Source organism: Massilia oculi (assembly GCF_017582745.1).
Classification (GTDB): Bacteria; Pseudomonadota; Gammaproteobacteria; order Burkholderiales; family Burkholderiaceae_D; genus Telluria; species Telluria oculi_A.
Window position 1 is genome coordinate 232,719 of sequence record NZ_JAFVIM010000004.1, and the last position, 26,578, is coordinate 259,296.

Consider the following 26,578-nt stretch of genomic DNA (forward strand, 5'->3'; position numbering starts at 1 on the left):
CCTCTACGACCGGCGTTGCCGGCGTCGAAAGGGCCTCGTGCCTTGCGGATTTAGCGGATACGCATGCCTGGCGTCGCGCCCGGCATCGGGTCCAGCAGATACAGTCCCGGGTTCGTTTTCTCGTCGGCTGCCGAGGCGCACAGTACCATGCCTTCGGAAACGCCGAACTTCATCTTGCGCGGCGCGAGGTTGGCGACCAGCACGGTCAGCTTGCCGATCAGGTCTTCCGGCTGGTAGGCCGACTTGATGCCCGAGAATACATTGCGGTGACGGCCTTCGCCCACGTCCAGGGTCAGGCGCAGCAGCTTGCTCGAGCCTTCGACGTGTTCGCAGTTGACGATCTTCGCCACGCGCAGGTCGATCTTGGTGAAGTCGTCGATCGAGATTTCCGGGGCCAGGGCTTCGATGTCGCTGTCGCTGGCGGCTTCCGCGGCCGGGGCTTGCGCCGCCTCAGTCTTCGCTGCCGGGGCAGGAACTGCGGCCACGGCCGGCTTGTCGAACAGGTTCTCGACCATCTTCGCATCGACGCGCTGCATCAGGTGGGCATAGGTGCCGATGGTGCGGCCGAGCATGGTTTCATAGACGGCGGCGCCATGGGTGTCGGCCCAGCTCAGTTCGGCATCGCCCAGGAATTCGGCCACGCGCGCAGCCACGTTCGGCAGCACCGGCGCCAGCATGACGGTCAGCTGGCGGAACAGGATGAGCGCCGTGGTGCACACATCGTGCAGATCCGCGGTCTTGCTCTCGTCCTTGGCCAGCAGCCATGGCTTGTATTCGTCGACGTACTGGTTGATGACGTCGGCGATTTCCATGATTTCGCGCAGGGCGCGGCCGTATTCGCGCGCCTCGAAGCCGGCGGCGATGCTGGTCTGGCGCTCGGCGCCATCCGCCATCAAGGCCTTGCAGATGGTGTCGCGGGCGGTCTGCGACAGGCTGTCGGCCAGCTTGCCGTCGAAGCGCTTGGCGATGAAGCCGGCGCAGCGGCTGGCGATATTGACGTATTTGCCGATCAGGTCGCTATTCACGCGGGCCACGAAGTCGTCGCCATTGAAGTCCAGATCTTCCACCTTGGCATTGAGCTTGAAGGCCAGGTAGTAGCGCAGCCATTCCGGGTTCATGCCCAGTTCCAGGTAGCGCAGCGGCGAAATGCCGGTGCCGCGCGACTTGGACATCTTTTCGTTGTTGACGGTCAGGTGGCCGTGCACCGCGACCTTCAGCTTGTCGATGATCGGGTGGCCCGAGAAATTCAGCATGGCCGGCCAGAACAGCAGGTGGAACGAAACGATGTCCTTGCCGATGAAGTGCAGCTGCTCGGCGTCGGGATCGTTCAGGAAGGCGTCGAAGTCCTGGCCCTGCTTGGCGAAGTAATTTTTCAGGCTGGCCAGGTAGCCGACCGGCGCGTCCAGCCACACGTAGAAGAATTTGCCCGGCGCATCCGGAATCGGGATGCCGAAGTAGGGCGCGTCGCGCGAGATGTCCCAGTCGGCCAGCTTTTCGCCTTCTTCGCCCAGCCATTCCGAGACCTTGTTGACCATCTCGGGCTGCAGGCGGCCGGGCGTGTTCAGCCATTCCTTCAGGAACTGGAAGCAGCGCGGGTCGGACAGCTTGAAGAAATACTGCTCGGACGGCTTCAGGACCGGGGTCGAGCCGGTGAATACCGAGAACGGGTTGATCAGCTCGGTCGGCTGGTAGGCGGCGCCGCACACCTCGCAGTTGTCGCCGTACTGGTCCTTGGCGTGGCAAACCGGGCATTCGCCCTTGATGTTGCGGTCGGCCAGGAACATGCCCTTGGCGGTATCGTAGAAGCGGTCGACGGTCTTGGTGACGATCAGGCCGGCGTCAACCAGCTTGCGGTAGATGCCCTGCGACAATTCGACGTTTTCCGGCGAATCGGTCGAATACCAGTTGTCGAAGGCGATATGGAAGCCGTCCAGGTATTGCGGGCGGCCGGCGGCGATCTTGGCCACGAATTCCTGCGGCGTGATGCCTTCCTTCTCGGCCGCGATCATGATCGGCGTGCCGTGGGTATCGTCGGCGCAGACGAAATGCACCTCGCGCTGCATACCATTGTCGCGCTGCATTCGCTGGAAGCGGACCCAGATGTCGGCCTGGATGTATTCCATCATGTGGCCGATATGGAAGGCAGCATTGGCGTAGGGCAGTGCGGTGGTGACGAACAGCTTGCGGGTCATGGTGTCGAAACGCTCGGGTTATATGAAAAGAAGCATTTTACCAGTGGATGGCCCTGCGCGCTCAGGGGGTATTGGCCAACTTTCGGCCCTTCGGGCCAGCTTGCAGGCCGTTTTGCGCTACACTTCGCCCCAATATCATCCGGAGAGCACCATGAGCATCACTGAGAACGACGTCAAGACCGCTTTGTCGGAAGTCATCGATCCTAACACCCAAAAAGATTTTGTCACGACCAAGTCGGTCAAGAACATCAAGATTGACGGCGCGCAAGTGACCTTCGAGCTGGAGCTGGGCTACCCGGCCGCCAGCCAGGTCGAAATGCTGCGCGGCATGGCCGCCGCCGCCGTGCTGGAACTGCCCGGCGTCGAAGGCGTCGCCATCCGCGCCTACAGCAAGATCGTGTCGCACACCGTGCAGCGCGGCATGAAGGTCATGCCGAACGTCAAGAACATCATCGCCGTCGCCTCGGGCAAGGGCGGTGTTGGCAAATCGACCACGGCCGTCAACCTGGCCCTGGCCCTGGCCGCCGAGGGCGCCAGCGTCGGCATGCTGGACGCCGACATCTACGGCCCGTCGCAGCCGATGATGCTGGGCGTGTCCGGCCGTCCGGTCAGCCATGACAACAAGAGCATGGAGCCGCTGGAAAACCACGGCATCCAGGTGTCGTCGGTCGGCTTCATGATCGATCCGGACGAACCGATGGTGTGGCGCGGCCCGATGGCCAGCGGCGCGCTGCAGCAGTTGCTCGAGCAGACCAACTGGCGCGACCTGGATTACCTGATCGTCGACATGCCGCCGGGCACCGGCGACATCCAGCTGACCCTGTCGCAGAAAGTGCCGGTCACAGGCGCCGTGATCGTCACCACCCCGCAAGACATCGCCCTGCTCGACGCGCGCAAGGGCCTCAAGATGTTCGAGAAGGTCGGCATCCCGATCCTGGGCGTGGTCGAGAACATGAGCACCCACACCTGCTCCAACTGCGGCCATACCGAAGCGATCTTCGGCCATGGCGGCGGCGAGAAGATGTGCGCCGACTTCGGCATCGATTTCCTTGGCGCGCTGCCGCTGACCATGGCGATCCGCGAACAGGCCGACGCCGGCCGTCCGACCGTGGTCGCCGACCCGGACGGCCAGGTCGCTGCCGTCTACAAGCAGATCGCCCGTAAAGTTGCGATCAAGATCGCCGAGAAGGCGAAGGACATGAGCAGCAAGTTCCCTAGCATCGTCGTCAAGAACGACTGATCGGGCAGCGGGGCCACGCCCCGCGATCCGTTAGCACTGCGCATCATACCGACGCGCGCCAGCACTTGTTGTTGGCGCGCGTCGTTCATTTCGCATCCCGAAACCGTGCCGGGCGGTCAGCTTTTTCCTGCTAACTATCTGTTTGAAAATAAAGTCGTTAGGAAATTCCCTACCTACACTCTGACCTTGAGCGAGCACCGCACAAGTGTGCAGAACGGGTATCGGGAATCACATGAAAGACGACAGCACACAGCGGTGGAGCGGGCGCTACCTGGGCCTCGCGCAGCGCTTCATCCCCGCCGCGCTGCAGCAGGATGCGGCCCAGGCGGCGCGCGCCGCCAATGTGGTGAATGCGGCGGTGATGGCGGGCACCGCCGGGCCGCTGTACGCGCTCGCCTATTGGACGCTGGGCCTGGAGACGGCCGCGGTCGAGATCCTGCTGTGCTGCGCGGTGATGCTGTCGGCGCCGCCGGTGCTGCGCCTGACCGGCAGCGTGGTGGCGGCGCGCGAAGTGTTCCTGTGCGCGCTGTTCTTCAACTTCAGCTGGCTCAGCTGGCACCTGGGCGGCATCGTCTCGCCCACCGTCAGCTGGCTGATCACGGGGCCGGTGGTGGCCATGTTCCTGGGCGGGAAGCGCTGCGCGGGCTTCTGGCTGACCATGAGCTGCGCCAGCGCCACCCTGATCTACCTGCTGGAGGCGAATGGCCTGGCCCAGCCGCTGGCGCCGCGGACCGACATGCCGCTGCTGCACCTGGTGTGCGACCTCGGCCTGTACGTCGTGGTGCTGGTGTTCGTGCTGCTGTTCGAACTGACCAAGAACGACGGCTTTTCGCGCCTGCGCCAGGCGCTGGCCACGATCAACGAACTGGCGATCCGCGACGAGCTGACCGGCATCCACAACCGCCGCTTCCTGCTCGACCTGGTGGAAAAGGAAAAGGAGCGCGCCGACCGCAATGGCAGCGAGTTCTGCCTGTGCCTGTTCGACATCGATTTCTTCAAGCGTATCAACGACACCTATGGCCATGCGGCCGGCGACACCGTGCTGCGCGCCTTCGCCCGCACGGTGCAGGACCAGCTGCGCGCGCTCGACGCCTTCGGGCGCTATGGCGGCGAAGAGTTCCTCCTGATGCTGCCGGAGACGCCGGCGGCGAGCGCGATCGCGCTGGCCGAGCGGGTACGCGGCGCGGTCGAGGGCCTGCGCTGCACGGACGGCGAACGCACGATCACCTTGACGGTGTCGGCCGGCGTGGCCGAGTACCGGCTGGGCGAGAAGGTGCCGCAAACCATCGTGCGCGCCGACCAGGCCCTGTACCTGGCCAAGTCGGGCGGGCGCAACCGTGTGCTGTGCCACGGCGAGGATGGTCCGGCCGAAGTCGCCAAGGCCCTGGCCGCGCCGGTGACGGACGCGCGTGCGCCGGTGGACGGCGCCGACGGCTTCCAGCGCGACCAGCTGACGGGCCTCTTGAACCGGCGCCTGCTGCGCGACCGGCTGCGCCATGCGATGGACCGGGCGCGCCGCAACGGCCGCCTGGTAGCGCTGCTCCTGCTGAACATCAACCGTTTCAAGGAAGTCAACGACGCCCTCGGCTACGAGGCCGGCGATGTCCTGCTGCACCAGGCCGGCGGCGCGATCCGGCGCTGCCTGCGCGACTGCGACACGGTGGCGCGCTGGGGCGGCGACGAATTCGTGGCTTTGCTGGAAGACCTGGGCAGCCAGGCCGATGCTCAGCTGGTGGCCGACAAGATCCTCGACCGCTTCACGGCGCCGTTGTCGGTTGCCGGACGCGATTGCTACGTGACGCTGGCGGTCGGGATCGCGCTCTATCCGGCGCCGGACTGCGACGTCGACGCGCTGCTCAAGCGCGCCGACATCGCGAGGCGCAGCGCCAAGGGCTGGGGCCAGAACATCGTGCGCTTCTATGCGGGCGGCGCCAATGCCGACGCCGCCGGCGCGCTGCCGCCGCCGCAGAGCGAGCGCCTGGCGCTGAAGAACGGCTTGCGCGACGCCCTGGCCCAGGGCCAGCTGTTCATCGAATACCAGCCGCAGGTCGAGCTGCGCGAGCGGCGCGTGATCGGGGTCGAGGCGCTGCTGCGCTGGCAGCATCCGGTCTACGGCCGGATCGACCCGGGCCGTTTCATTCCCCTGGCCGAGGAGACGGGGATGATCGTCCCGATCGGCGAGTGGGTGCTGCGCTGCGCCTGCCTGCAGAACCGCGCCTGGCGCGCCGCCGGCCTGCCGGAGATGAAAACCGCGGTCAACCTGTCGGCGCGCCAGCTGCGCGAGCCGGGCCTCGCCGGGCGCATGCTGGCCATCCTGGCCGAGACCGGGATGCCGCCCGCCTGTCTCGACCTCGAGATCACCGAAGGCATCCTGATCGAGGATTTGGCCGCCAATTGCGCCGTGGTGAGCCAGTTGCGGCAAGCCGGCGTGCTGGTCTCGATCGACGATTTCGGCACCGGCTATTCGAGCCTGAACTACCTGTGCGAGCTGCCGGTGGACATCCTCAAGATGGATGGCCTGTTCGTGCGCCGCCTGGGCGCCGCCAGCGGCCGCGCACGCGCCTACGCCGTCGCCGACAGCATCGTGGCCATGGCGCACCGCCTTGGCCTTCCCGTGATCGCCGAGTCGGTCGAGACGCCGGAGCAGCTGGGCGACCTGTGCGCGATGGGCGTCGATGCCGCCCAGGGCTATCTGTTCGACCGCCCCCTGGCGCCCGAACTGGTGGCGGCGCTGCTGGCGCGCCAGGGGCGCGAGTGCGCCGATGCCATGCTCGCGCCAACCCGTATTCTTGAATCCGTAACTGGAGGACGCCGTGCAGAATGAATCGATTCCCTTCGACCCCGTGCGCGACCCGGCGGCCCTGGGCGCATCCGGGGCCCTGGACGGCAACGTCGCCCAGTATGCCCAGCCGCGCGGGCCCGACCTGCTGCGCCGCGGCGGCGCGCTCGACGCCTGGGTGCTGCTCCGTGCCCGCCACGGCGTCTGGCCCTACGGCAGGGTGCTGGTCGGTGCGCCCGGCCCGCTGGCGAGCGTGGCCGACGATGGCGCGCCGCCCGCGCGCGGCATCAACTTCGCGTCCCAGGATTACCTGTCGCTGGCCGCCCATCCGGCGGTGCACGAGGCGGCGCAGAGGGCGCTGCACGACGCCGGCCCGCACAGCGCCGGTTCGGCCGTCTTGCTGGGCAATACCCGCCATTCGCAGGCGCTGGAAAGCGCGCTCGGCGAGCTGCTGGGCCTGGACCAGCTGGTGCTGTTCCCGACCGGCTGGGCGGCGGCCTTCGGCGCGATCACGGCCCTGGTGCACTCGTCCGACCACGTGGTGATCGATGCCCTGGCCCACGCCTCGCTGCGCCAGGGCGCGGCCTGCGCCACCCGCAACGTGCTGGTGCACCGCCACCTCGACTGCGACCACGTGCGCGAGCTGCTGGCGCGGATCCGTGCGATGGACGCGGCCAACGGCATCCTGGTGGTGACCGAGGGCCTGTTCAGCATGGACGCGGACAGCCCCGACCTGCCGCTGCTGCAGCACCTGTGCCGCGAATACGGCGCGACCCTGCTGGTCGACGTGGCGCACGACCTGGGCGCGCTGGGGCCGGGCGGCGGCGGGGTGGTGGCCAGCCAGCGCATGCAGGGACGGATCGACATCGTGATGGGCAGCTTTTCCAAGACCTTCGCCACCAACGGCGGCTTCGTGGCCTGCGCCCAGCAATCGGCGCGGCGCCAGCTGCAGCTGTACGCCGGGCCGCACATGTTCTCGAACGCGCTGTCGCCGATGCAGGCGGCGGTGGCATTGGAATGCCTGCGCATCGCCACATCGGGCGAGGGCGACGGGCTGCGCGCCGACCTGCTGCGCAACGCGGTCGAGCTGCGCGCGCTGCTGGCGTGTGCGGGCCTGCATTGCCTGGGCGGCCCGTCGCCGATCGTGCCGGTGTGGACCGGCCTCGAGTCGGCGGCGCGCGTCGCCGGCATGCTGCTGGCGCGCGATTCGGTGTTCGTCAATCCGGTCGAGTTTCCCGGCGTGCCGCTCGGCGCGGCGCGGCTGCGGCTGCAGCTGATGGCCCAGCACACGCCGGCCCAGCTGCGGCGCGGGGCCAGCCTGGTCGCCAATGCCTGCGGTCGCGCCGGCGCCGGCGCCTTTGCCGGCAAGTCGCCGCGCCAGGCCTACCAGGAGCGCTATCGTGGCTGAGAGCGAGCCGCTGCAGGCGGCTTTCGTCCTGCGCCAGCTGGAGCGCCACGCGCGCACCGCGCCCGAGCGCATCGCCTTCACCTTCCTGCGCGAGGACGGGCGCGAGGAATCCCTCCGCAACGGCGAGCTGGCCGCGCGAGTCGATGCGCTGGCCGGCCAACTCGCGCGCGAGGCCGCGCCGGGCGAGCGGGCGTTGCTCCTGTATCCGCCCGGCCTGGCCTTCGTGACCGCCTTCTTCGCCTGTTTGCGCGCCGGCCTGGTGGCGGTGCCGGCCCCGCTGCCGCGCCGGAGCGAAGGCGAGCGGCGCCTGCGCGCGCTGCTGGTCGACGCCGATCCGGCGCTGGCGCTGTCCTTGCGCGAGGCCGCACCCGGCCTGGCCTTCGTGATGGATGGCGGGCGTACACGCCTGCTGTGCACCGATGGGCTGCCAGGGGCGTCGGCGCAGCTGCCAGTGCCGTTGCCAACGCTTGCGCCCGACGCGCTGGCCTTCATCCAGTACACCTCCGGTTCCACCATGGCGCCGCGCGGGGTCGAGGTCGGCCATGCCAGCCTGGCGGCCAACGTCGCGATGATCCGCGCCGCCTTCGGCTTCGACGCCGACAGCGTGATGGCGAGCTGGCTGCCGCCGTTCCACGACATGGGCCTGGTGGGCAGCATCGTCACGCCGGTCAGCGTGGGCTTTCGCTCGGTCCTGATGGCGCCCGCGACCTTCCTGCGCCAGCCGCAGCGCTGGCTGGAGGCGATCCACGCCTACCGCGCCACCTGCGCCGGCGCGCCCGATTTCGCCTGGGACCTGTGCGCGCGCCGCGCCACGCCCGGCGACAAGGCCCGGCTCGACCTGTCCTGCCTGACGGTGGCCTACAACGGCGCCGAGCCGGTGCGCGCGGCCACCGTGCGCCGCCTGTTCGCGGCCTTCGCCGAGTGCGGCTTGCGTCCCGGCGCGATCTTTCCCTGCTACGGCCTGGCCGAGCACACCCTGCTGGCGGCGGGCGGTCCGCGCGGGCAGGCGCCGCGCACCTTCGCCCTCAGCCAGTCGCGGCTCGAGGCGGGCCAGGTGCGCGAGGCCGACCGCACTGACCCCGATGCGCGCGAGCTGGTGAGCTGCGGCCCGCCGGCGCCGGGCGTGGACCTGCTGGCGGTCGATCCGGACAGCTGCCGCCCGGCGGGGCCGGGCCGGGTCGGCGAGATCTGGCTGGCCGGCGCCGCGGTGGCGCGCGGCTACCGCAACGCGCCCTTCGTGGCGCAAGCCGCTTTCGAGGCCAGGCTGGCGGACGGCGCCGGGCCCTGGCTGCGCACCGGCGACCTGGGCTTCGTGCGCGACGGCGAGCTGTACATCACCGGGCGCCTGAAGGACCTGGTGATCGTCAATGGCCGCAATATCTATCCGCAGGACGTCGAGATGCTGGTGGAAGAGGTGGCCGGCTTCCTGGAACCGAACCGCTGTGCGGTGTTCGGCGTCGACGACGGTGGCCAGGAGCGGCTGGCGATCGTCCTGGAAGCCGACCGCCGCCTGGTGCGCATCGCCCGCCGCGGGCGCAGCGACGCCGCCAGCCTGGCCGAGCTCGACGCGCTGGTCGGGCGCATCCGCAGCGCGGTGGCCAGCCGCTTCGGCACCACGGTCGAACTGCTGGTGCTGGTGCGGCCCGGATCCTTCCCGCGCACCAGCAGCGGAAAGGTGCAGCGCGCGTTGTGCCGCGCGCTGGCCGCGCGCGAGGAGCTGGACGTGGTGTACGCGGCGCGCGAACTGCATCCGCGCCGCCGCAGCAGCGACGGGCGCGACCCGAGCGCGGCCGAGCAGAGCCGGCGCACGGCGGGCGAGATGCGCGACTGGCTGCGGCGCTGGGCGCCGCGCCGGCTCGATTCGCGCCTGATGGACGAGCGCCGCACGATGCCGCCGCACGTCCTGCTCGACCTGGGCAACCACGGCTTTCTCGGCATGCAGGCGCCGCTCGCCCTGGGCGGCAAGGCGCTTGCGACCGGCGACCTGCTGCGGCTGATGGAGCAGCTGGCCGCGATCGACCTGACCCTGGCGACGGCGGTCGGCGTGCACAACGGCCTGGGCTTGCGGCCGGTGCTGCGCTTCGCGCCCGAGCGCCTGCGCGCGGCCGTGGCCCCGCACCTGGCCGGCGGGCGCCAGCTGGCCGCGCTCGCGCTGACCGAGCCGGCGGCGGGCGCCAATCCGCTGGCGATGCGCACCCGCGCCCAGCGCTGCCTGGGGGGCTGGCGCCTGAACGGCGACAAGCACCTGATCGGCCTGGCCAACTGGGCCGGCTGGATCACGGTGGTGGCGCGCGCGCTCGACGAGCACGGCGTCGCGCTGGGGACGGTGGCGCTGCTGCTGCCGGACGACGCGCCGGGCCTCTCCCAGGAAGCCGAGGCGCTGACCATGGGCATGCGCGCCATGGTCCAGAACGCGCTGCGCTTCGACGACGTGTTCGTGCCCGACTCCCACGTGCTGGGCCAGCCGGGCGCCGGGATGGAGGTGGCGCGCGACGCGATGGCCTTCGCCCGGCTCGGCATCGGCGCGCTGTGCGTGGGCGGCATGAAGCGCTGCGCCCAGCTGATGCTGCGCTATGCCAGCCGGCGCGAGGTGGCGGGCGGGCGCCTGATCGACCATCCGGTGACCCTGGCGCGCCTGGATGACCTGACCGGCGCGATCGGCGCGCTCGAGGCGCTGGTGCGCGCGCTCGGCGCCCATGACGAGCAGGGCGGCGCGCATGGCGCCCATGACGGGAAAGGCGGCGCGCACGGCGCCCCGCGGGGCCTGCCGCAGGAAGCCTGCATGGCCTGCAAATGCGTGGCCTCGGAGCTGCTGTGGGAGGCGGCCGACATGCTGATGCAGCTGCTGGGCGGGCGCGGCTACCTGGAGCCGAACCTGGCGCCGCTCCTGATGCGCGACGCGCGCGTGATGCGCATCCTGGAGGGGCCGACCGAAGCGCTGTACGTGCACCTGGGCGCCGGCGCGCTGGACGGCGGTTGCCTGGCGTTCGCGTCCGACGTGCTGGACGCGCCTGACGTGGCGCAGCAGGCGCGCGCGGCGCTGCAGGATGCCGGCGCGGCCTGTCCGGCTTATGCGGCCGGCGAACTGTGCGCCTGGACCCTGCTGGTGGCGGCCTGCGGCGACGGTCCGGCTGCACCCTGGGCGCGGCGCCGCTGGTCGGCCTTGCTGGCGCAACTGAAGCAGCCCGGCGCGCCGGCGGCGCCCGCGACCCTGGCGGCGCGCATCTCCGCCTACGCCGAGGCGATCGGCACGCCGGAGCAGGAGGCGGCCGATGAGGACCGCAGGCGCGATCCCTTGCTGGCGCCGGAGTGGACGCCCGCGGCGGTGCCGGCGCCGGCCCCGCCGCAGGCACAGGTACCGGCGCAGCCACAGGCATTGGGGGAGGCCGGGGCAGATCCAGGCGATACCCGCGCGCTGGTGCGGCGCTGTCTGTTGTATGGCCTGGATGGCGGCGTCGAGACGCTGGACGACGACCAGCCCTTCGCCGAGGTGGGACTGGATTCGCTGTCGGCGATGCCGGTGGCTTTGGCCCTCGAGCGCCAGACCGGCATGGCGATCAATGCCGAACTGTTGTACGAATACCAGACGGTGGCCCAGCTGGCCGCCTATCTCGATGCGCGCAGGGCAGCCGGGAGGGCGCAGGAAGGTGCAGCCCAGGAAGGGGCGGCGGGCGGCTGACCGATGCAGCCGTGCGCAGGGCGACGGGGTAAAATACGCTCTTTTACCTGATTGCTTTCTGCCATGACCGTTCGCACCCGATTCGCTCCCAGCCCGACCGGCTACCTCCACCTGGGCGGCGCGCGCACCGCGCTGTATTCCTGGGCCTATGCCCGCCACTTCGGCGGCACCTTCATCCTGCGCATCGAGGACACCGACCTCGAACGTTCGACGCCGGAAGCGGTGCAGGCGATCCTGGACGGCATGAAGTGGCTGGGCCTGGAGCACGACGAAGGCCCGTTCTACCAGATGCAGCGCATGGACCGCTATCGCGAGGTGGTCAAGGGCATGCTGGACGCCGGCTCCGCCTATCTGTGCTACTGCTCGCCGGAAGAAGTCGAGGCGATGCGCGAGCGCATGCGCGCGGCCGGCGAAAAGCCGCGCTACGACGGCACCTGGCGGCCGGAACCGGGCAAGACCCTCCCAAGCGTGCCGGAAGGCGTCAAGCCGGTAGTGCGCTTCAAGAACCCATTGGACGGCGAAGTGACCTGGCTTGATGTGGTCAAGGGCCCGATCACGATCGGCAACAAGGAGCTGGACGACCTGGTCATCGCGCGTCCGGACGGCACCCCGACCTATAACTTCTGCGTCGCGGTCGACGACTGGGACATGAAGATCACTCACGTGCTGCGCGGCGACGACCACGTGAACAACACCCCGCGCCAGATCAACATCCTGCGCGCGCTCGGCGCCGAGCTGCCGCAGTATGGCCATCTGCCGATGATCCTGGGCGCCGACGGCCAGAAGCTGTCCAAGCGCCACGGCGCGGTGAGCGTGATGGAATACCCGGAGCAGGGCTATCTGCCGGAAGCGATGCTGAACTACCTGGCGCGCCTGGGCTGGAGCCACGGCGACGACGAACTCTTCTCGATGCAGCAGTTCACCGAGTGGTTCAACCTGGAACACCTGACCGCATCGGCGGCCCAGTTCAATCCCGAAAAGCTGGGCTGGCTGAACAATCACTATATCAAGCAGACCGACAACGAGCGCCTGGCGCAGCTGGCGCTGCCGAAGCTGGAGCGCGACGGCGCGCGCTTCGAGGGCGCCCCGGCGCTGCCGACCGTGCTGGGCCTGATGAAGGAACGCGTCAACACGATCAACGAGCTGGCCGACGCGGCGATGCTGTTCTACCGCGATCCGCAGCCGGATCCGGAATTGCTGGCCCTGCACCTGACCGACGCCGTGCGCGCCGCGCTGGCCACCTTCGCCGAGCGCTCTGCCACCGTGGAGTGGAACAAGGCGGCGCTGGCCGCCATGTTGAAGGAAGTGCTGGCCGCCCACAGCCTCAAGATGCCGCAACTGGCCATGCCGCTGCGCCTGCTGTTGACGGGCCAGCTGCAGACGCCGGCGATCGATGCGGTGCTGGAGCTGTTCGGCCGTGACGTCGTGCTGGCGCGCGTGCAGAAGGGGCTGTAAGAAGGCTTGCAGGAAGGCGTAGGGTCGGCGGCTGCGCCGCCGACGCGGTGAATGTTGGCAGCAAGATCATCCGGCCCTGTAACGGAGCCGACAACGGATGGTTGGCAGCAAGATCATCCGGCGCGATACCGGCACCGATAACGATCGCCGCGTCGGCGGGAAGCCCCGCCGACCCACCGCAAGAAAAGACGTTGAATGGCGCTGACCACAAACGCTAAAAACGGACTTTGCGAAATGCAAGGTCGTCCTATATAATGCTCGCACTTCAGCGCTGCGGGGGTATAGCTCAGCTGGGAGAGCGCTTGCATGGCATGCAAGAGGTCAGCGGTTCGATCCCGCTTACCTCCACCAACTCTGAAGTGGCAGTAAGGTAGTAGAGCAGTAAAAGCAGTAAGCGGTTGTTCCCGGTCCCTATCGTCTAGAGGCCTAGGACATCACCCTTTCACGGTGAGTACCGGGGTTCGAATCCCCGTGGGGACGCCAGGTAACTGGCAAGAATGACCGGACGAAGGCAGCGCAAGCGGCACTAGTCGAAGCAGTAACAGTGTAGTAAAATGTTGTTTTCTCGTAGGGGGTATAGCTCAGCTGGGAGAGCGCTTGCATGGCATGCAAGAGGTCAGCGGTTCGATCCCGCTTACCTCCACCACGATGGAAAACAGCAGTAGGCAGTATCGGAAGTTACTAGGGTCCCTATCGTCTAGAGGCCTAGGACATCACCCTTTCACGGTGAGTACCGGGGTTCGAATCCCCGTGGGGACGCCAAGAATTTGGCAAATGCGCCGCGCCAGCGGCGGCGCATGGCAAGGTAGTCGGTAGTTTAAGTTTTGTGCAGTTTTAGGTCCCCATCGTCTAGAGGCCTAGGACATCACCCTTTCACGGTGAGTACCGGGGTTCGAATCCCCGTGGGGACGCCAGCTTAAAACCGGAGTAGACCAACGCGCATGCGCGGAGAGGTGCTCCGGTTTTTCTATTGTGTTGGCAGTTGCGCGCCTGTATGGGCGAAGCGGTAGTAGAGTAGCAGCAGTACAGTTTTAGGTCCCCATCGTCTAGAGGCCTAGGACATCACCCTTTCACGGTGAGTACCGGGGTTCGAATCCCCGTGGGGACGCCATACCAGGTAAGCCGGAGCCGGCCGCGAGAGCGGGGCTCCGGTTTTTCTTTTTTGCGCCGTCTTTTGCTCTACCACCCTGACGGCTGCCATCTCTTGAACGGTATCACCATCCCGACGGCCGCAAGCTCACGAATGGGTATTGCATCGTTCCCGCCTGGCCGCCGCTGCCGGGTGGTCCCATGCCCAGGCGGGCGCCGTCGCCTGGTGACGCCGCAAACATCCCGGCGGGAATGCCGAAACTGGCGGCCGCACCTTGCCATGCCATGCTGGACTGCGCCATGGTCAGGCCCAGCGCCACCAGGGCGTCCGGCAAGCCATAACCGATGCGGTTCGGATCGCTCTGCGTGACGGGGCGCGCGCTCATTCGCAAGACCTGGAACAGGCGCTCGACCCGCTCAGGCGAGCGCGGCAGCGACATGGACTGGAACTCGGGCCGGTGCGCCAGCACCAGGGCGGCAAGACCGGTGACGTGGGGCGCCGCCATCGAGGTGCCGTCCCAGGCCGCGAAGTTATTGGGCGGAACGGACGACACCACGGCCACGCCCGGCGCGCAGACGTCGACCTGCGGCCCGAAGCAGCTGAACTTGGCCGTAAAGAAACCCTGCATATCGGTGTCCGGGCTGAGGGTTTCCGCATGGTAGCTATCGGGCGGGAACTCGCCGATCTTGCCGATCGCCGCCACCGCCAGCACATGCGGCGACGAAGCCGGATACTGGACGGCCGATGCCGAGTTGCCCGCGGCGGCGATGCAGGCGACGCCGGCCTGCTTGGCGCGCAAGATCTGCCGCTCCAGCGCTTCGGATGGCGATCCACCGCCCAGGCTCATGTTGACGACGTCGATTCCCTGTTCGATGCAGTATTCAAGCGCATCGATCAACTGGCTGACCTGGCCGCCGGGGAACAGCTTGCAGACGTGGATCTCGGCCTCGGGCGCGAAGCCGCGTATGCCCCAGGCCGGATCGGCGGCGGCGATCACGCCGGCGCAGTGCGAGCCGTGCCCGAGCGTATCGACGTTCCAGGTGGAGCGGTCGACTTGCTTGTTGACGACGTCGAATCCGGCATGGATCTGGTTGAGGTTGCCATGCGTGGTGGCGGCGCCGGAATCGATGACGGCGATCTTGATGCCGCGGCCGCGGAATTGCTGGGGCACCTGGTCGAGACGCATGGCGCGGGCGCCCCAGCCCATGGCGCTCTGCTGCGGCATGCCCTGCAAGGCCGGCCAATCGGCCAGCGGGCGCAGCATGACGGCATTCGGTTCGTCCAGGCTCAGGTCGGGGTCGCGCTGGTAGAGGCTCCAGTAATCGGTGCGCGGCTTGACGTACAGGCCGCTGATCGTGTGCGCGTCCGCGCCATACAGGCGCAGGCGGGCCACCCCGTCGGCGCCGGTAACCGCAGAGCTCGGCAGCGCACCGCCGAACAGCGAGACCTCGACGTCGGGCAGCGGCGCGCCATCCTTGCCGACCACGGCGAGCAGCAGCTCGGCCTGCGGTCCCCGGTAGGGCGTCAGCGAACTGACGAGGTCGGGGCGGCGGAGCATGGGGTCGAGCAGTTCGAGGTGCTGGTCGCGCTCGACCAGCAACCGGCCCTGGCCGCGCTGCAGCAGCTCGCCCGCCTTCTGGTCGGTCATGCGCGCCACCACCACGCCGTCGGCGGGCTCGCCCATGGCGGACGGGCCGAAGCCGGCCGGCGCCATGCCGCCGCGGGTGGCGATGGTGTCGACCACGTCGATGTCGGGCAGGGCGTGCAGGGCCTGCTGGACGGCCGACAGGCCCAGCGGCGCGACCCAGCTGCTGGTGCCGAAGGCGCCGGTGAGGGCCGTGCGTGGCGCGACCAGGTATTTTTTCTTGCGTTCGGCGACCGGTCGGCCGCGTGCGATGGCCGTGGCGCCATTGATGGCGCCTGCCGTGGCTGCGGTGCGCTTGACTCCTGCGCCGTCAGGAGTCGGGTTGGGCGTGTCCTGGGCTTCGCCGGCGGAGCCTTTCGTATGTTTTGGCATGGGATGTCCTTTGCCCGGGACCGCTCAGTCGGAAAGCGAGAGCGGCTGGTCCGGTTCGATCGTTAACTGGTGAAGAGTCTGTTGCCGCAGCCGCTCGGCGGTCGGGGCGTCGGTCTCGACGACGGCCGTGTGCGGCGGCCCGGAAGAGGGGCCGATAGTGTCGACCAATTGCACGCCTGGTTCAGTGCCCAGGGTCGCGAGAAACTTGGCAAGTGCGTTGTCATCGTTGGCGGCGCGCACGATGTAGCGGCCGAGCGTGGGAGGCAGGGATGCCGGCATGGCGGGACTCCTGAGCGCCGGGCTGCCGCTGGCGGATACCCGCGGCGGGCCTGCGCAAGATCGTTAGGTAATAAGCGTTAGGCAATCAGCGTCAAGCATTGCGCATCCAGCGCTCAGCGGCCGGTTCAATGCACGGTTTGCTGACCACCGTAAGGCATCTGCTGGCCACCGTACGGCATTTGCTGGCCGCCGAACTGCTGGCCCAATTGCTGCTGGCCGTACTGCTGCTGGCTGTAGGGATCGGCCCCGAGCGGCACGTAGCGGCCCAGCTGGCTGGCGACATTGCCGATCGCGGCGCCCAGGCCCTGGTTACCGAGTTGCTCGCCGATGAAGCCGCCGACCGGGCGTGCGAACTGGCTGATGGCATTGCCGATCCAGCCTTGCGGCGCGATCTGGCCACCTTGCTGGCCGCCTTGCTGGGCGACTTGCTGTTGAAGTACCGCGTGCTGCTGCTGGATTTGCTGCAGTGCCTGATGCAACTGCTGGTGCAGCGCTTGCAGTTGCTGCAGCTGGACCAGCGGCGATGCTTGCTGGCCTTGTTGCTGGCCCTGAGGGTCGGCCCCGAACGGCACATAGCGCCCGTAGCTGGAGCCTTCGCTGATGATGTTGCCCAGGGTGCGGTTGCCGGTCATATTGCCGATGAGGGCGCCGGCCGGCTTGCCGATCGTGCTGATCAGATTGCCGAAGAAGCCTTGCGGGGCGAGCTGGCCTTGCTGCTGCGCTTGCTGTTGCATCTGCTGCAATTGCTGGAGCTGCTGTAGTTGCTGCAGCTCTTGCAATTGTTGCGGGTCCAGTTGTTGCCCGCCCAGGCCGCCCGACGGATCGGCCGACAGCGGCGACAGCCGACCCAGCAAGCCGCCGGCCATTTCGCCGAAGCGACCGCCCAGGCCCGGGTTGTTGAACAGGCCGCCGATGCCGCGACCGATCAGGCCGCCCAGTGGCGCACCGAACATGCTGCCCAGCGATTGCGGTGCAAACTGCTGTGGTCCGAATTGCTGTGGTCCGAATTGCTGCGGTCCGAATTGCTGCGGTCCGAATTGCTGTGGATAGCCTGCTTGTTGATACTCGTTCATGGTAACTCCTCCAGGTAGTCGGCCGTATCGCGGCAGGCAGGAAGCGGGTTGGCGCCTGCCACGATCGGCGGTGTTCACATTGTTCGCGCCGCAAGGGAAAGGCGCGAGGCGATGGGCAGGAAGGGCTGCCATCGAGGCCGCCTTCCCTGCAGGTAGGCTGTTCGACCGGGCGTCGATGGCGAAGTTTTTGGCTCCTGGTGGTCGAGGCGCACTTCCGTTTTGGTCATTGCGATAACGCAGACGCGCGCCAGAAACGCCCAAGTTTCGTCGCGCACCGCACTGTGCTCAGGGATATTTTGTCGGATGGCGTTAGAATGGCGGCCCCTGCCACCGCCGCCTGACGGGCCCACTGATTACCCATGTTCCAGAACTCTTCCGCGCCGTCGCTGGCCATCTTTTGCAAGGTCGTCGACAACTACGGCGACATCGGCATCTGCTGGCGCCTGGCGCGCCAGTTGCGCCACGAGCACGGGGTCGCGGTCACGCTGTGGGTGGACGACCTCGCGAGTTTTCGCCGCATCTGCCCGGAAGTCGACCCGGGCGCCACGGCGCAGACGGTGCAGGGCGTCGCCGTACGCCACTGGCGCGGCCAGGACGAGGTGTATGGCGTCGGCGACATCCCCGACGTCGTCATCGAGTTCTTCGGCTGCGAGCTGCCGCCGTCCTGGGTCGCGGCGATGGCGGCGCGCACGCCGCGTCCGGTCTGGATCAACTACGAAGGCTTGACGGCCGAGGAGTGGGTCGAGGGCTGCCACCGGCTGCCGTCGATGCATCCGCGGCTGAAGCTGACCAAGCACTTCTTCTTCCCCGGCTTTAACGAGCGCACCGGCGGACTGCTGTATGAAGCCGGCCTCGACGCGCGGCGGCGCGCCTTTCAGCAGGATCCGGCCCAGGCCGCCGCCTTCCTGGCCCGCCTTGGGGTGGCGCCGGAGGAGGCGGCCCGGCGCAAGGTGTCGCTGTTCTGCTATCCCGAGGCGCCGGTCGATGCCTTGTTCGGGACCTGGCGCCGGGCGGCGCGGCCGACCCTGTGCCTGGTGCCCGAGGGCGTGGCGCGCGCCCAGGTCGAGGCCTTCCTCGGCGGCGCGGCAGTGGCCGGCGCCAGCGCCACCCGCGGCGCGCTGACGCTGAAGGTGCTGCCCTTCGTGCCGCAGGAGGACTACGACCTGCTGCTGTGGTCCTGCGACCTGAACTTCGTGCGCGGCGAGGATTCCTGGGTGCGCGCACAATGGGCGGGGCGCCCGTTCGTCTGGCACATCTATCCGCAGGACGAGCAGCTGCACCACAAGAAGCTGCGCGCCTTCCTGCAGGCCTACGCGCGGGCGCTGCCGGCGCTGGATGCCTTCATGCTCGGCTGGAACGGGGCGCGCGAGATCGGTGACTGGGCGGCCGCCTGGACGGCGCTGGAAGCCGAGCTGCCGCGTATCGCGGAGCAGGCCGAAGCCTGGCGCGAACAGGTCACCGCCCATGGCGATTTGGCGACGAAGCTGCTCGATTTCGTGCGCGAGCTGGGGCAGGCACAGGAAAACCGAGTATAATGCCCGGTTAGTTTCTAACGGATTCCGACGATCAAACGCAGGTTCCGAGGCTCTCAGTCACCAGCCCGCGATGATTTAATGCAACTATCTTTTTACGTAAAATACCTATGAAACCCGCAAAAGAAATTCGTGTTGGCAACATCATCATGGTTGATGAAAAGCCATTCATCGTGCTGCGTTCCGACGTCAACGGCTCGAGCCGCACCGGCTTCACCTACAAGTGGAAGATGAAGAATCTTCTGACCAACGCACCGCTGGAAAACGTGTTCCGCGGCGACGACAAGTTCGACGTGGTCGTGCTGGACAAGAAGCCGGTCACCTACTCGTACTTCGCCGACCCGCTGTACGTCTTCATGGACGAAGAGTACAACCAGTACGAAATCGAAGAAGAAAACCTGGGCGACGCGCTGCACTACCTGAAAGACGGTATGGAATGCGAAGCCGTGTTCTATGACGGCAAGGCCATCTCGGTCGAGCTGCCGACCATCATCGCTCGCCAGATCGTGTACTCGGAGCCGGCTGTCAAGGGCAACACCTCGGGCAACGTCCTGAAGGAAGCCAAGCTGGAGAACGCGATCGAAGCCCACCAGCACACCATCATGGTGCCGCTGTTCGTGAGCCAGGACGACACGATCGAGATCGACACCCGTACCAACGAGTACAAGAAAGTCGTGCGTAACTAAGCACTGCTGCCAAGAAACGCTGCCTCGGCAGTATTGCCGGTCAGGGTCCCGTTGCGGGACACGAACAGTATGACGCTGAGGTAAGGCCTTCACGGCCCGGTCGAGTTGTCGACCGGGCCGTTCTTCATTCGAGAGCAGGCGTTGACGTAGTCGTTCGCCAGCAATCGCGCCCCTGGCCATCTCCAGCAGTACCGGATTGCAGGCGACAGGCAGTCGTCAGCACATCAACGCCAGCAAGTGCTCGACACCCTTGATCGACGTGCGCGCCGGCCCCAGCTGCAGCGCCAGGTCGCGCCCGATGTCGCGCACGCGCCAGCTGATCTCGCGCAGTGCCAGTTCGCCTTCGAAGAGTTCCGCGGCGCTGGGCGGCGCACTTTCCGTGACTGCGATGCGCATGTCCAGGCCGGTAGCCATGAAGGCGCGCTGCACCAGCGCCAGCCGTTCGCGCGTGCGCAGCAGCAGGTCGAGGTGCTTGGGCGCGATCGCGCCGCCGCGAGCGATCTCGGCAGCCATGTCGGTCGCCTCGCTCATCCGTTCGGACAGGCGCATGATCTCGTCTTCGTCGATCCCCGTCACTTCGAGCCCGAAGTCATCGCCGCCGAGCTTGCGGCCGGCCTGCGACACCAGGGCCGAGATGGTGCGCGGATGTTCACCGCTGACGACCTTCAGCGCCATGTCGGCGCGCTGCAGGGGATTCGGCTCGTGCAGCAGGCCGGCAATCAGTTCCGCGCCCGCGACCAGCTGGCCGGCGGTGCTGCTTTGTCCCACCACCATGGCGCGCGGGTAACCGGTGCCGTTCAGGCGCTCGTGATGCTCTGCGACTGCGATCGCCACCGCTGGCGGGCAATCGCCCAGATCCTGGATCAGCAAGCGACCGATCTGTGGATGGACGATCACATGCGCCCATTCTTCAGGCGCCAGCACGTGGTTGACGCGCAGCAGCTCGGGGTCGATGTACAGCTCGCCGATATCGTGCAGCACGCCGGCCATGGCGCTGATGCGGCGCAGGTCCGGCCCCAAGCCGGCGTGCGCGGCGAATGCCAGCGCCAGCGTCGCCACTTCGGCCACGTGGCGCAGCCCAGTGGGGTCGCCGCGGTCGATCATGGTCAGCATCATCGCCAGCGGCGGGGAGAATTCGAGCGCGTCGAATTCGCGCTGCAGGGCGTCGCCGGTGATGCCCGACAGGGAGAGGATGGCGCCGAGCGCGGCCGATTCCTCGACCGCGCGCATCGCGCAACCGGCCAGCGAGCGCGCGTCGATGGCGCCATCGACGGCGATGCAGGATTCGATCGGTTTGCGCAAGCGGTGCACGATCAGTCGTTCCTGCAGCCGGCGCGATACCTGCGCGCCTTTTGCGAGCAACTTGTTACCGTGGGTATCGTAGATGTCCTCGGTAGCGGTGACGCCGACTTCTTCGGAAAGCGCCAGCACCTTGTCGAGGTAGTGTTCGTTGACGACGGCGCCGGGTCGGTGGTCGGTCATGAAGTGCCTGTTGAAAGATCGAGAGCGATCGAATGAAATTTGCTGTTTGCCATTTGGCAACTAGCCCACAAGCAATCATATAACATTTGCCAGAAAGATGCCGCACGGAAATCCTTGATATCGAATTTATATCGATCCGGAGAACCGGACGCTAGCGATGACAGCGCCAAAAAAAATGCCGTTCAGTCTTAACTGAACGGCATTACTACCCTGGCAGCGTTTTTTCTATCCTGGTGCTGTCAGCGCCGCAGCTGCGACAGGTCGCGCACCGCCCCACGGTCGGCCGAGGTCGTCAGCGCCGCATACGCCTGCAATGCCTGCGACACGTAGCGCTCGCGGTCGACCGGCTGCCACGCGTCATGGCCGCGCGCTTCCATCGCCGCGCGCCGGTGCGCCAGCTCCTCGGCAGTCACGCGCAGGTTGATGGTACGCGCCGGGATGTCGATGTCGATCAGGTCGCCTTCTTCCACCAGCCCGATGGCGCCGCCTTCCGCAGCTTCCGGCGAGGCGTGGCCGATCACCAGGCCCGACGAACCGCCCGAGAAGCGGCCGTCGGTGAACAGCGCGCAAGCCTTGCCCAGACCCTTCGACTTGATGTACGAGGTCGGGTAGAGCATCTCCTGCATGCCCGGCCCGCCTTTCGGGCCTTCGTAGCGGATGATGACCACGTCGCCCGCATGCACAGTGTCGCCGAGGATCGCTTCCACCGCCGCGTCCTGGCTCTCGAACACGCGCGCCTTGCCGGAGAACTTGAGGATGCTTTCGTCGACGCCGGCGGTCTTGACGATGCAGCCCTTCTCGGCGATGTTTCCGTACAGGACCGCCAGGCCGCCGTCCTGCGAGTAGGCGTGCGCGCGGTCGCGGATGCAGCCGCTGGCGCGGTCCAGGTCGTTCTGTTCGTAGCGTTCCGATTGCGAGAACGCCACCTGGGTCGGCACGCCGCCCGGCGCCGCGCGGAACCAGCGGTGCACCTCGGGGTCGTCGCTGCGCTTGATGTCGTATTTCTCGATCGCCGCTTGAATACTCGGGCTGTGCACGGTCGGCAGCGAGGTGTCGAGCAGGCCGGCGCGCGCCAGCTCGCCCAGGATCGCCGTGATGCCGCCGGCGCGGTGCACGTCCTCGATGTGGAATTTATCGGTCATCGGCGCGACCTTGCACAGGCAGGGCACCTGGCGCGAGATGCGGTCGATGTCGGCCATCGTGAACTCGACCTGCGCCTCGTGCGCGGCGGCCAGCAGGTGCAGCACGGTATTGGTCGAGCCGCCCATCGAGACGTCGAGCGCCATCGCGTTCTCGAACGCGGCCTTGGTGGCGATCGAGCGCGGCAGCACGGAATAATCGTCGCCCTCGTAGTGCCGTTTCGCCAGTTCGACCACCAGGCGGCCGGCGCGCAGGAACAGTTCCTTGCGGTCGGCGTGGGTGGCGACGATGGTGCCGTTGCCCGGCAAGGACAGGCCGAGCGCCTCGGTCAGGCAGTTCATGGAGTTGGCGGTGAACATGCCGGAACACGAGCCGCAGGTCGGGCAGGCCGAGCGTTCCACTTCCGCCACGTCGGCGTCGGACACGCTGGCGTCGCCGGCCTTGATCATGGCGTCGATCAGGTCGAGCTTGATCACCTTGCGCTCGTTGTTGACCACCTTGACCACCTTGCCGGCCTCCATCGGGCCGCCCGAGACGAACACGGTCGGGATGTTCAGGCGCATCGCGGCCATCAGCATGCCGGGCGTGATCTTGTCGCAGTTCGAGATGCACACCATGGCGTCGGCGCAGTGGGCATTGACCATGTACTCGACCGAGTCGGCGATCAGGTCGCGCGAGGGCAGCGAATACAGCATGCCGCCATGGCCCATGGCGATGCCGTCGTCGACCGCGATGGTATTGAATTCCTTGGCCACGCCGCCGGCCGCCTCGATCTCGCGCGCGACCAGCTGGCCCAGGTCTTTCAGGTGCACGTGGCCGGGCACGAACTGGGTGAATGAATTGACGACGGCGATGATCGGCTTGTCGAAGTCGCCATCCTTCATGCCGGTGGCGCGCCACAGCGCGCGGGCTCCGGCCATATTGCGGCCCTGGGTGGTGGTGTGCGAACGGTAGGTCGGCATGGATGCTCCTGCATATGCGAAAAACAATGATGGCATCAGGGTGAAGGCTGGGACTGGATTTGTCCAATATATGATGGTGTCGCCTGTAAGTGGTTCTGCGTATCACACAAGTGCTGCGGCGCAGGCTGTCGTGTTGCTGTGCTTGTGCTGCTATGCTATTGCTTTGTAATACATGGAGTGGCGGGGCATGGAGCGCAGGGATTTTGTACGACTGGGTTTGGCGGCCGGCGCGGCCGCGGGAACATCTGGCCTGGCAGTGGCCGCGACCGCGCAGAAGCCGGCATCCACGAGGTTCAAGCCCGACCCGATGCTCGAAGCCGGCGTGCAACTCCAGCAGCAGGCCATGCGCGCCGGCAAGCTGACGGCGCAGGCACTCGCCGCTCGTTACCTGGCCCGCATCGAGGCCGTCGACTGCGCCGGCCCGCGCCTGCGTTCGGTGATCGAGCTGAACCCCGACGCGCTCGAGATCGCCCGGGAACGCGACCGCGAGCGCAAGGCCGGCAAGCTGCGCGGCCCGCTGCACGGCATCCCGGTGCTATTGAAGGACAATATCGCCACCGGCGACAAGATGTGCACCACCGCCGGCTCGCTGGCGCTGGACGGCGTGCGCGCCGCGCGCGACGCCCACCTGGTCGCGCGGCTGCGCAGCGCCGGCGCGGTCATCCTCGGCAAGACCAATCTGTCGGAATGGGCAAATATGCGCTCGGTGCGCTCGACCAGCGGCTGGAGCGCGCGCGGCGGCCAGACCCGCAACCCGTATGCGCTCGACCGCAACACCAGCGGTTCGAGTTCCGGCTCGGCGGCGGCCATGGCGGCCAGCCTGGCCACGCTGGCGGTGGGCACCGAGACCGACGGCTCGATCGTCTCGCCCAGCTCGAGCTGCGGCATCGTCGGCATCAAGCCGACCCTGGGCCTGGTCAGCCGCGCCGGCATCATCCCGATCGCGCACTCGCAGGACACGGCCGGCCCGATGACGCGCAGCGTGGCCGACGCCGCCTTCCTGCTGGGCGCGCTGGCCGGTCCCGATCCGCAAGACGCGGTCACCGCCAAGGCGCCGCGCGTCAACTATGCCAGCTTCCTGCGCAAGGATGGCCTGCGCGGCAAGCGCCTGGGCGTGGCGCGCGACTTCTTCGGCGCCAATGAAGGGGTGAATGCCCTGATCGAAAAAGAGCTGACCCTGCTGAGGGAGCAGGGCGCGATCCTGGAGGACGTCACGATCCCCAACAGCGACAAGTATGGCGAGACCGAGCTGACGGTGCTGCTGCACGAATTCCGGCCCGACCTCGAGGCCTGGCTGGCGGCCTATGCGCCGCATGCGCCGGTCAAGACCATGGCCGACATCATCGACTTCAACGTGCGCAATGCGAAGCGGGAGATGCCTTACTTCGGCCAGGAACACCTGATCGCGGCCCAGTCGAAAGGTGGCCTGGACGCGCGCGACTACGTGAAGGCGCTGGCCAACAACCGGCGCTATGCGCGCGACAAGGGACTGGAGCAGGTGCTGCGCGACCGCAAGCTCGACGCCCTGGTCGCGCCGACCGGCGGGCCGGCCTGGCTGACCGACTACATCAACGGCGACCATTACGGCAGCAGCTTTTCGTCGCCGGCGGCGGTGGCCGGCTATCCGCACGTCACGGTGCCGGCCGGCCTGCTGCACGGGCTGCCGGTCGGCCTGTCCTTCGTCGGCAAGGCCTGGAGCGAGCCGGCGCTGATCGCCATGGCCTATGCCTATGAGCAGGCCGGCCGGCGGCGCAGGGCGCCAACCTATCCTGCACACATCAGGGTCTAGTGCTTGACCGCCTGCTTGGCCTGCGCGAACACCGGTCCCCACTGCGGGTGCCCATGTTCGCCCGGGCCGAGATCGAAGGACGGGTCGAGCTTGAACGCGCGGTCGAAAGTCTGGCGGCACAGCGCCTGGCGGCCCGTCACGCAATAGCTGAAGGCGGTGTACTTGAGGGCGGTCAGCCGTTCACGCTGGCCGGCGCCATTCATGTCGCTGCCGTTCAGGCGCCGGATCGCGCCGTCGTAGTCGCCCTTGTCGTAGAGCGCGATGCCTTCGCGCAGTGCGACGTCGTCGCGTTTCGGCGCCGGCGCGGCGGGACGGCTCGCCTGCTGCGCGCGCTGGGCGCGTGGCTTGGCGCCGTCGGCGCGCGGATGCGGCCGGGCTTTCTCCTGTCCGCCGAACATGGGGCCGAATTGGGCGCAACCCACCAATGTGGTTGCGGCCAGCGCCAGCGCGGCCAGTGTCGCCGCGCGGCTCATGGTAACGATACTCAATGTGCTGCCTCCTCGGTGAAATCAAGTTCGATCGTGCCCGCCTGGCCTTCGACCGAGTGCACGGTGACGGTGTGTTCCGGGAAGCTCGGGTTGACGATGCGGATCGTGTGCTCGCCCGGCGGCAGCGTGATGCGCCTGAGCGGCGGGCTGGCGCCGCGCGCGACGCCGTCGACGACGATCGTGCCCCAGGGTTTGACCGCCAGCGTATAGGTAGTGCCGGCGACGGCCGCCTCGGGCGGAGTGCCCCTGGGCGCGAGCTGGACGGCGGTGGGCGGCACCGCGGCATCCGGTGCGGGCGGCGGCGCGACCGGCGCGCCGGAGGCGGTTTCGTCGATCACCGGGCCTTCGAGCCGGGGAGCGGGTTCCTGGGGCAGCGCCACCAGCGGCGCCTCGGAGGCGTTGTATGGGTCTTCGAGCGCGGGCGGCACGGACAGGGCCAGCGCGTCGCTGGAGTCGGCCTGGCGCAGCAGCGCGAACAGGGCGGCCAGCGCCGCCGCCACGACCAGGGCGGCGATGCCGATCAACAGCCAGCGCCGTGGGCGTTCGGTGGTGGCAGGGGCCGCGGCAGGATCGGGCGCGGAACGGGTCTGGGGCACGTGCACGGGCGCAGGAGGGGGGAGCGGTGTGACGACCGGCTCCGTCGGCACATCGGCAGGCGCTGCCGCTTGCACGATCCCGGCGTCGTCTTCTTCCGGCGGCAATAACGCCGCAGGCGGCGGCGCGAGCACGACGATGCCCAGCAGTTCGCGCATCTGCTCGATGGTGCGCGGCCGCAGCGCCGGATCGGGCGCCAGGCAGCGGTCGATGGCCTCGATGAAGGATTCGCTATAGTCGCCGAGCGGGCGGCCGCGCAGCGGCGTGGTGGGCACGAGGTCGAGCGTTACCGCATAGTGCACCACGGCGGCCAGGTCGTGCACGTCGCGCGCCTCGATCTCGGGCAGCGCGTCGGGGTCCGGCTCTTCGTCCGAGCTGGGCAGCAGCATCGGGTCGCCCGAATCGAGGATGAGCAGGGTGTCGGGCGTGATCAGGCGGTGCGGCATGCGCATGCCATATTGCACCTCGAGCGATTGCAGCACCTGGCGCACGATGCGGCGGCACCAGGCTTCGCTGACCATTTCGTGGTTGTGCTCGACGATTTCGCGGACGGTACGGCCGTCGAGCTGCTGTGCTGCGGTGTCGGGACTTATCATGGCATCGTGCCGGACGCTGGAGCGGCGTCCGGTGAATGTTTATTTGTTGCAAATAATGCCAGAATTGCGCCAGGAATGGCGCTGTCCCGCTCAACCG

At 67.7% G+C, this 26,578-nt stretch carries 16 protein-coding genes and 6 tRNA genes; 14 read left to right on the forward strand and 8 right to left on the reverse strand.

All coding sequences use genetic code 11. The features are described 5' to 3' along the window. Window positions 1-50: 50 nt before the first annotated feature. Window positions 51-2,192, reverse strand: a complete 2,142-nt coding sequence (metG, locus tag J3U95_RS06870) for a methionine--tRNA ligase (protein WP_208277886.1) — start codon at window positions 2,190-2,192, stop codon at window positions 51-53. Between the two features lie 151 nt (window positions 2,193-2,343). Here metG and apbC point away from each other — a divergent pair, with 151 nt between their 5' ends. The 11 genes from apbC (at window position 2,344) to J3U95_RS06925 (ending at window position 13,864) form a co-directional block, all read left to right on the forward strand. Beyond that, a complete protein-coding gene (gene apbC, locus J3U95_RS06875) occupies window positions 2,344-3,432 on the forward strand; it encodes an iron-sulfur cluster carrier protein ApbC (protein ID WP_208277887.1) in 1,089 nt (362 codons plus the stop codon). 232 nt (window positions 3,433-3,664) lie between these two features. Next, the gene (locus J3U95_RS06880) at window positions 3,665-6,256 is read left to right on the forward strand and encodes a diguanylate cyclase domain-containing protein (RefSeq protein WP_208277888.1); all 2,592 of its coding nucleotides are present in this window, start codon (window positions 3,665-3,667) and stop codon (window positions 6,254-6,256) included. Further along, a complete protein-coding gene (locus tag J3U95_RS06885; protein ID WP_208277889.1) occupies window positions 6,246-7,619 on the forward strand; it encodes an aminotransferase class I/II-fold pyridoxal phosphate-dependent enzyme in 1,374 nt (457 codons plus the stop codon). Before J3U95_RS06880 ends, J3U95_RS06885 begins: the two co-directional genes overlap by 11 nt. Further along, a complete protein-coding gene (locus J3U95_RS06890) occupies window positions 7,612-11,298 on the forward strand; it encodes an AMP-binding protein (RefSeq protein ID WP_208277890.1) in 3,687 nt (1,228 codons plus the stop codon). The genes J3U95_RS06885 and J3U95_RS06890 overlap by 8 nt, the downstream gene beginning before the upstream one ends. 63 nt (window positions 11,299-11,361) lie before the next feature. Then, window positions 11,362-12,753: a glutamate--tRNA ligase gene (gene gltX / locus J3U95_RS06895; protein ID WP_208277891.1), complete on the forward strand. Its 1,392-nt coding sequence runs from the start codon at window positions 11,362-11,364 to the stop codon at window positions 12,751-12,753. Between the two features lie 275 nt (window positions 12,754-13,028). After that, a tRNA-Ala gene (locus J3U95_RS06900) sits at window positions 13,029-13,104 on the forward strand. Window positions 13,105-13,160: 56 nt separating this feature from the next. Then, a tRNA-Glu gene (locus tag J3U95_RS06905) sits at window positions 13,161-13,236 on the forward strand. An 87-nt stretch (window positions 13,237-13,323) separates the two neighbouring features. Continuing rightward, window positions 13,324-13,399 (forward strand) — tRNA-Ala (locus J3U95_RS06910). Window positions 13,400-13,439: 40 nt separating this feature from the next. Then, a tRNA-Glu gene (locus J3U95_RS06915) sits at window positions 13,440-13,515 on the forward strand. 76 nt (window positions 13,516-13,591) lie between these two features. Next, window positions 13,592-13,667: transfer RNA gene (locus J3U95_RS06920), tRNA-Glu, on the forward strand. Window positions 13,668-13,788: 121 nt separating this feature from the next. Then, a tRNA-Glu gene (locus tag J3U95_RS06925) sits at window positions 13,789-13,864 on the forward strand. 103 nt (window positions 13,865-13,967) lie between these two features. On the opposite strand, the gene J3U95_RS06930 is transcribed toward J3U95_RS06925, so the two are convergent. The 3 genes from J3U95_RS06930 to J3U95_RS06940 all read right to left on the reverse strand — a co-directional run bounded on the left by J3U95_RS06930 (window position 13,968) and on the right by J3U95_RS06940 (window position 17,212). Then, entirely contained in the window at window positions 13,968-15,860 is a 1,893-nt protein-coding gene (locus tag J3U95_RS06930; RefSeq protein WP_208277892.1) for a S8 family serine peptidase, read from the reverse strand. A 24-nt stretch (window positions 15,861-15,884) separates the two neighbouring features. Continuing rightward, complete coding sequence (locus J3U95_RS06935; protein ID WP_208277893.1) at window positions 15,885-16,139, reverse strand: hypothetical protein; 255 nt, start codon at window positions 16,137-16,139, stop codon at window positions 15,885-15,887. Window positions 16,140-16,264: 125 nt separating this feature from the next. Continuing rightward, window positions 16,265-17,212 (reverse strand): hypothetical protein, encoded by a 948-nt coding sequence (locus J3U95_RS06940; RefSeq protein WP_208277894.1) that lies wholly within the window; start codon window positions 17,210-17,212, stop codon window positions 16,265-16,267. 359 nt (window positions 17,213-17,571) lie between these two features. Here J3U95_RS06940 and earP point away from each other — a divergent pair, with 359 nt between their 5' ends. Continuing rightward, window positions 17,572-18,747, forward strand: a complete 1,176-nt coding sequence (gene earP / locus J3U95_RS06945; protein ID WP_208277895.1) for an elongation factor P maturation arginine rhamnosyltransferase EarP — start codon at window positions 17,572-17,574, stop codon at window positions 18,745-18,747. A gap of 107 nt (window positions 18,748-18,854) precedes the next feature. Continuing rightward, complete coding sequence (locus tag J3U95_RS06950; RefSeq protein ID WP_005666727.1) at window positions 18,855-19,430, forward strand: elongation factor P; 576 nt, start codon at window positions 18,855-18,857, stop codon at window positions 19,428-19,430. Between the two features lie 216 nt (window positions 19,431-19,646). On the opposite strand, the gene J3U95_RS06955 is transcribed toward J3U95_RS06950, so the two are convergent. Both J3U95_RS06955 and ilvD read right to left on the reverse strand, forming a co-directional pair. Continuing rightward, window positions 19,647-20,912: an HD-GYP domain-containing protein gene (locus tag J3U95_RS06955; protein WP_208277896.1), complete on the reverse strand. Its 1,266-nt coding sequence runs from the start codon at window positions 20,910-20,912 to the stop codon at window positions 19,647-19,649. Between the two features lie 239 nt (window positions 20,913-21,151). Then, window positions 21,152-23,014, reverse strand: coding sequence for a dihydroxy-acid dehydratase (gene ilvD, locus J3U95_RS06960; RefSeq protein WP_208277897.1), 1,863 nt, complete (start codon window positions 23,012-23,014; stop codon window positions 21,152-21,154). Between the two features lie 187 nt (window positions 23,015-23,201). Between ilvD and J3U95_RS06965 the strand changes: the two genes are divergently transcribed. After that, complete coding sequence (locus J3U95_RS06965) at window positions 23,202-24,803, forward strand: amidase (RefSeq protein WP_208277898.1); 1,602 nt, start codon at window positions 23,202-23,204, stop codon at window positions 24,801-24,803. Here the strand turns inward: J3U95_RS06965 and J3U95_RS06970 are convergent. Then, on the reverse strand, window positions 24,800-25,291 hold the full coding sequence (locus tag J3U95_RS06970) for a TssQ family T6SS-associated lipoprotein (RefSeq protein WP_208277899.1): 492 nt from the start codon (window positions 25,289-25,291) through the stop codon (window positions 24,800-24,802). The genes J3U95_RS06965 and J3U95_RS06970 overlap by 4 nt on opposite strands. Then, complete coding sequence (locus tag J3U95_RS06975) at window positions 25,288-26,481, reverse strand: serine/threonine-protein kinase (protein WP_208277900.1); 1,194 nt, start codon at window positions 26,479-26,481, stop codon at window positions 25,288-25,290. The genes J3U95_RS06970 and J3U95_RS06975 overlap by 4 nt, the downstream gene beginning before the upstream one ends. Between the last annotated feature and the right edge of the window lie 97 nt (window positions 26,482-26,578).

Bases quoted from the DNA above. Each gene is read 5' to 3' on its own strand.
- metG (WP_208277886.1), bottom strand. From the start codon at position 2,192: ATGACCCGCAAGCTGTTCGTCACCACCGCACTGCCCTACGCCAATGCT.
- apbC (WP_208277887.1), top strand. From the start codon at position 2,344: ATGAGCATCACTGAGAACGACGTCAAGACCGCTTTGTCGGAAGTCATC.
- J3U95_RS06880 (WP_208277888.1), top strand. From the start codon at position 3,665: ATGAAAGACGACAGCACACAGCGGTGGAGCGGGCGCTACCTGGGCCTC.
- gltX (WP_208277891.1), top strand. From the start codon at position 11,362: ATGACCGTTCGCACCCGATTCGCTCCCAGCCCGACCGGCTACCTCCAC.
- J3U95_RS06930 (WP_208277892.1), bottom strand. From the start codon at position 15,860: ATGCCAAAACATACGAAAGGCTCCGCCGGCGAAGCCCAGGACACGCCC.
- J3U95_RS06935 (WP_208277893.1), bottom strand. From the start codon at position 16,139: ATGCCGGCATCCCTGCCTCCCACGCTCGGCCGCTACATCGTGCGCGCC.
- J3U95_RS06940 (WP_208277894.1), bottom strand. From the start codon at position 17,212: ATGAACGAGTATCAACAAGCAGGCTATCCACAGCAATTCGGACCGCAG.
- earP (WP_208277895.1), top strand. From the start codon at position 17,572: ATGTTCCAGAACTCTTCCGCGCCGTCGCTGGCCATCTTTTGCAAGGTC.
- J3U95_RS06950 (WP_005666727.1), top strand. From the start codon at position 18,855: ATGAAACCCGCAAAAGAAATTCGTGTTGGCAACATCATCATGGTTGAT.
- J3U95_RS06955 (WP_208277896.1), bottom strand. From the start codon at position 20,912: ATGACCGACCACCGACCCGGCGCCGTCGTCAACGAACACTACCTCGAC.
- ilvD (WP_208277897.1), bottom strand. From the start codon at position 23,014: ATGCCGACCTACCGTTCGCACACCACCACCCAGGGCCGCAATATGGCC.
- J3U95_RS06965 (WP_208277898.1), top strand. From the start codon at position 23,202: ATGGAGCGCAGGGATTTTGTACGACTGGGTTTGGCGGCCGGCGCGGCC.
- J3U95_RS06975 (WP_208277900.1), bottom strand. From the start codon at position 26,481: ATGATAAGTCCCGACACCGCAGCACAGCAGCTCGACGGCCGTACCGTC.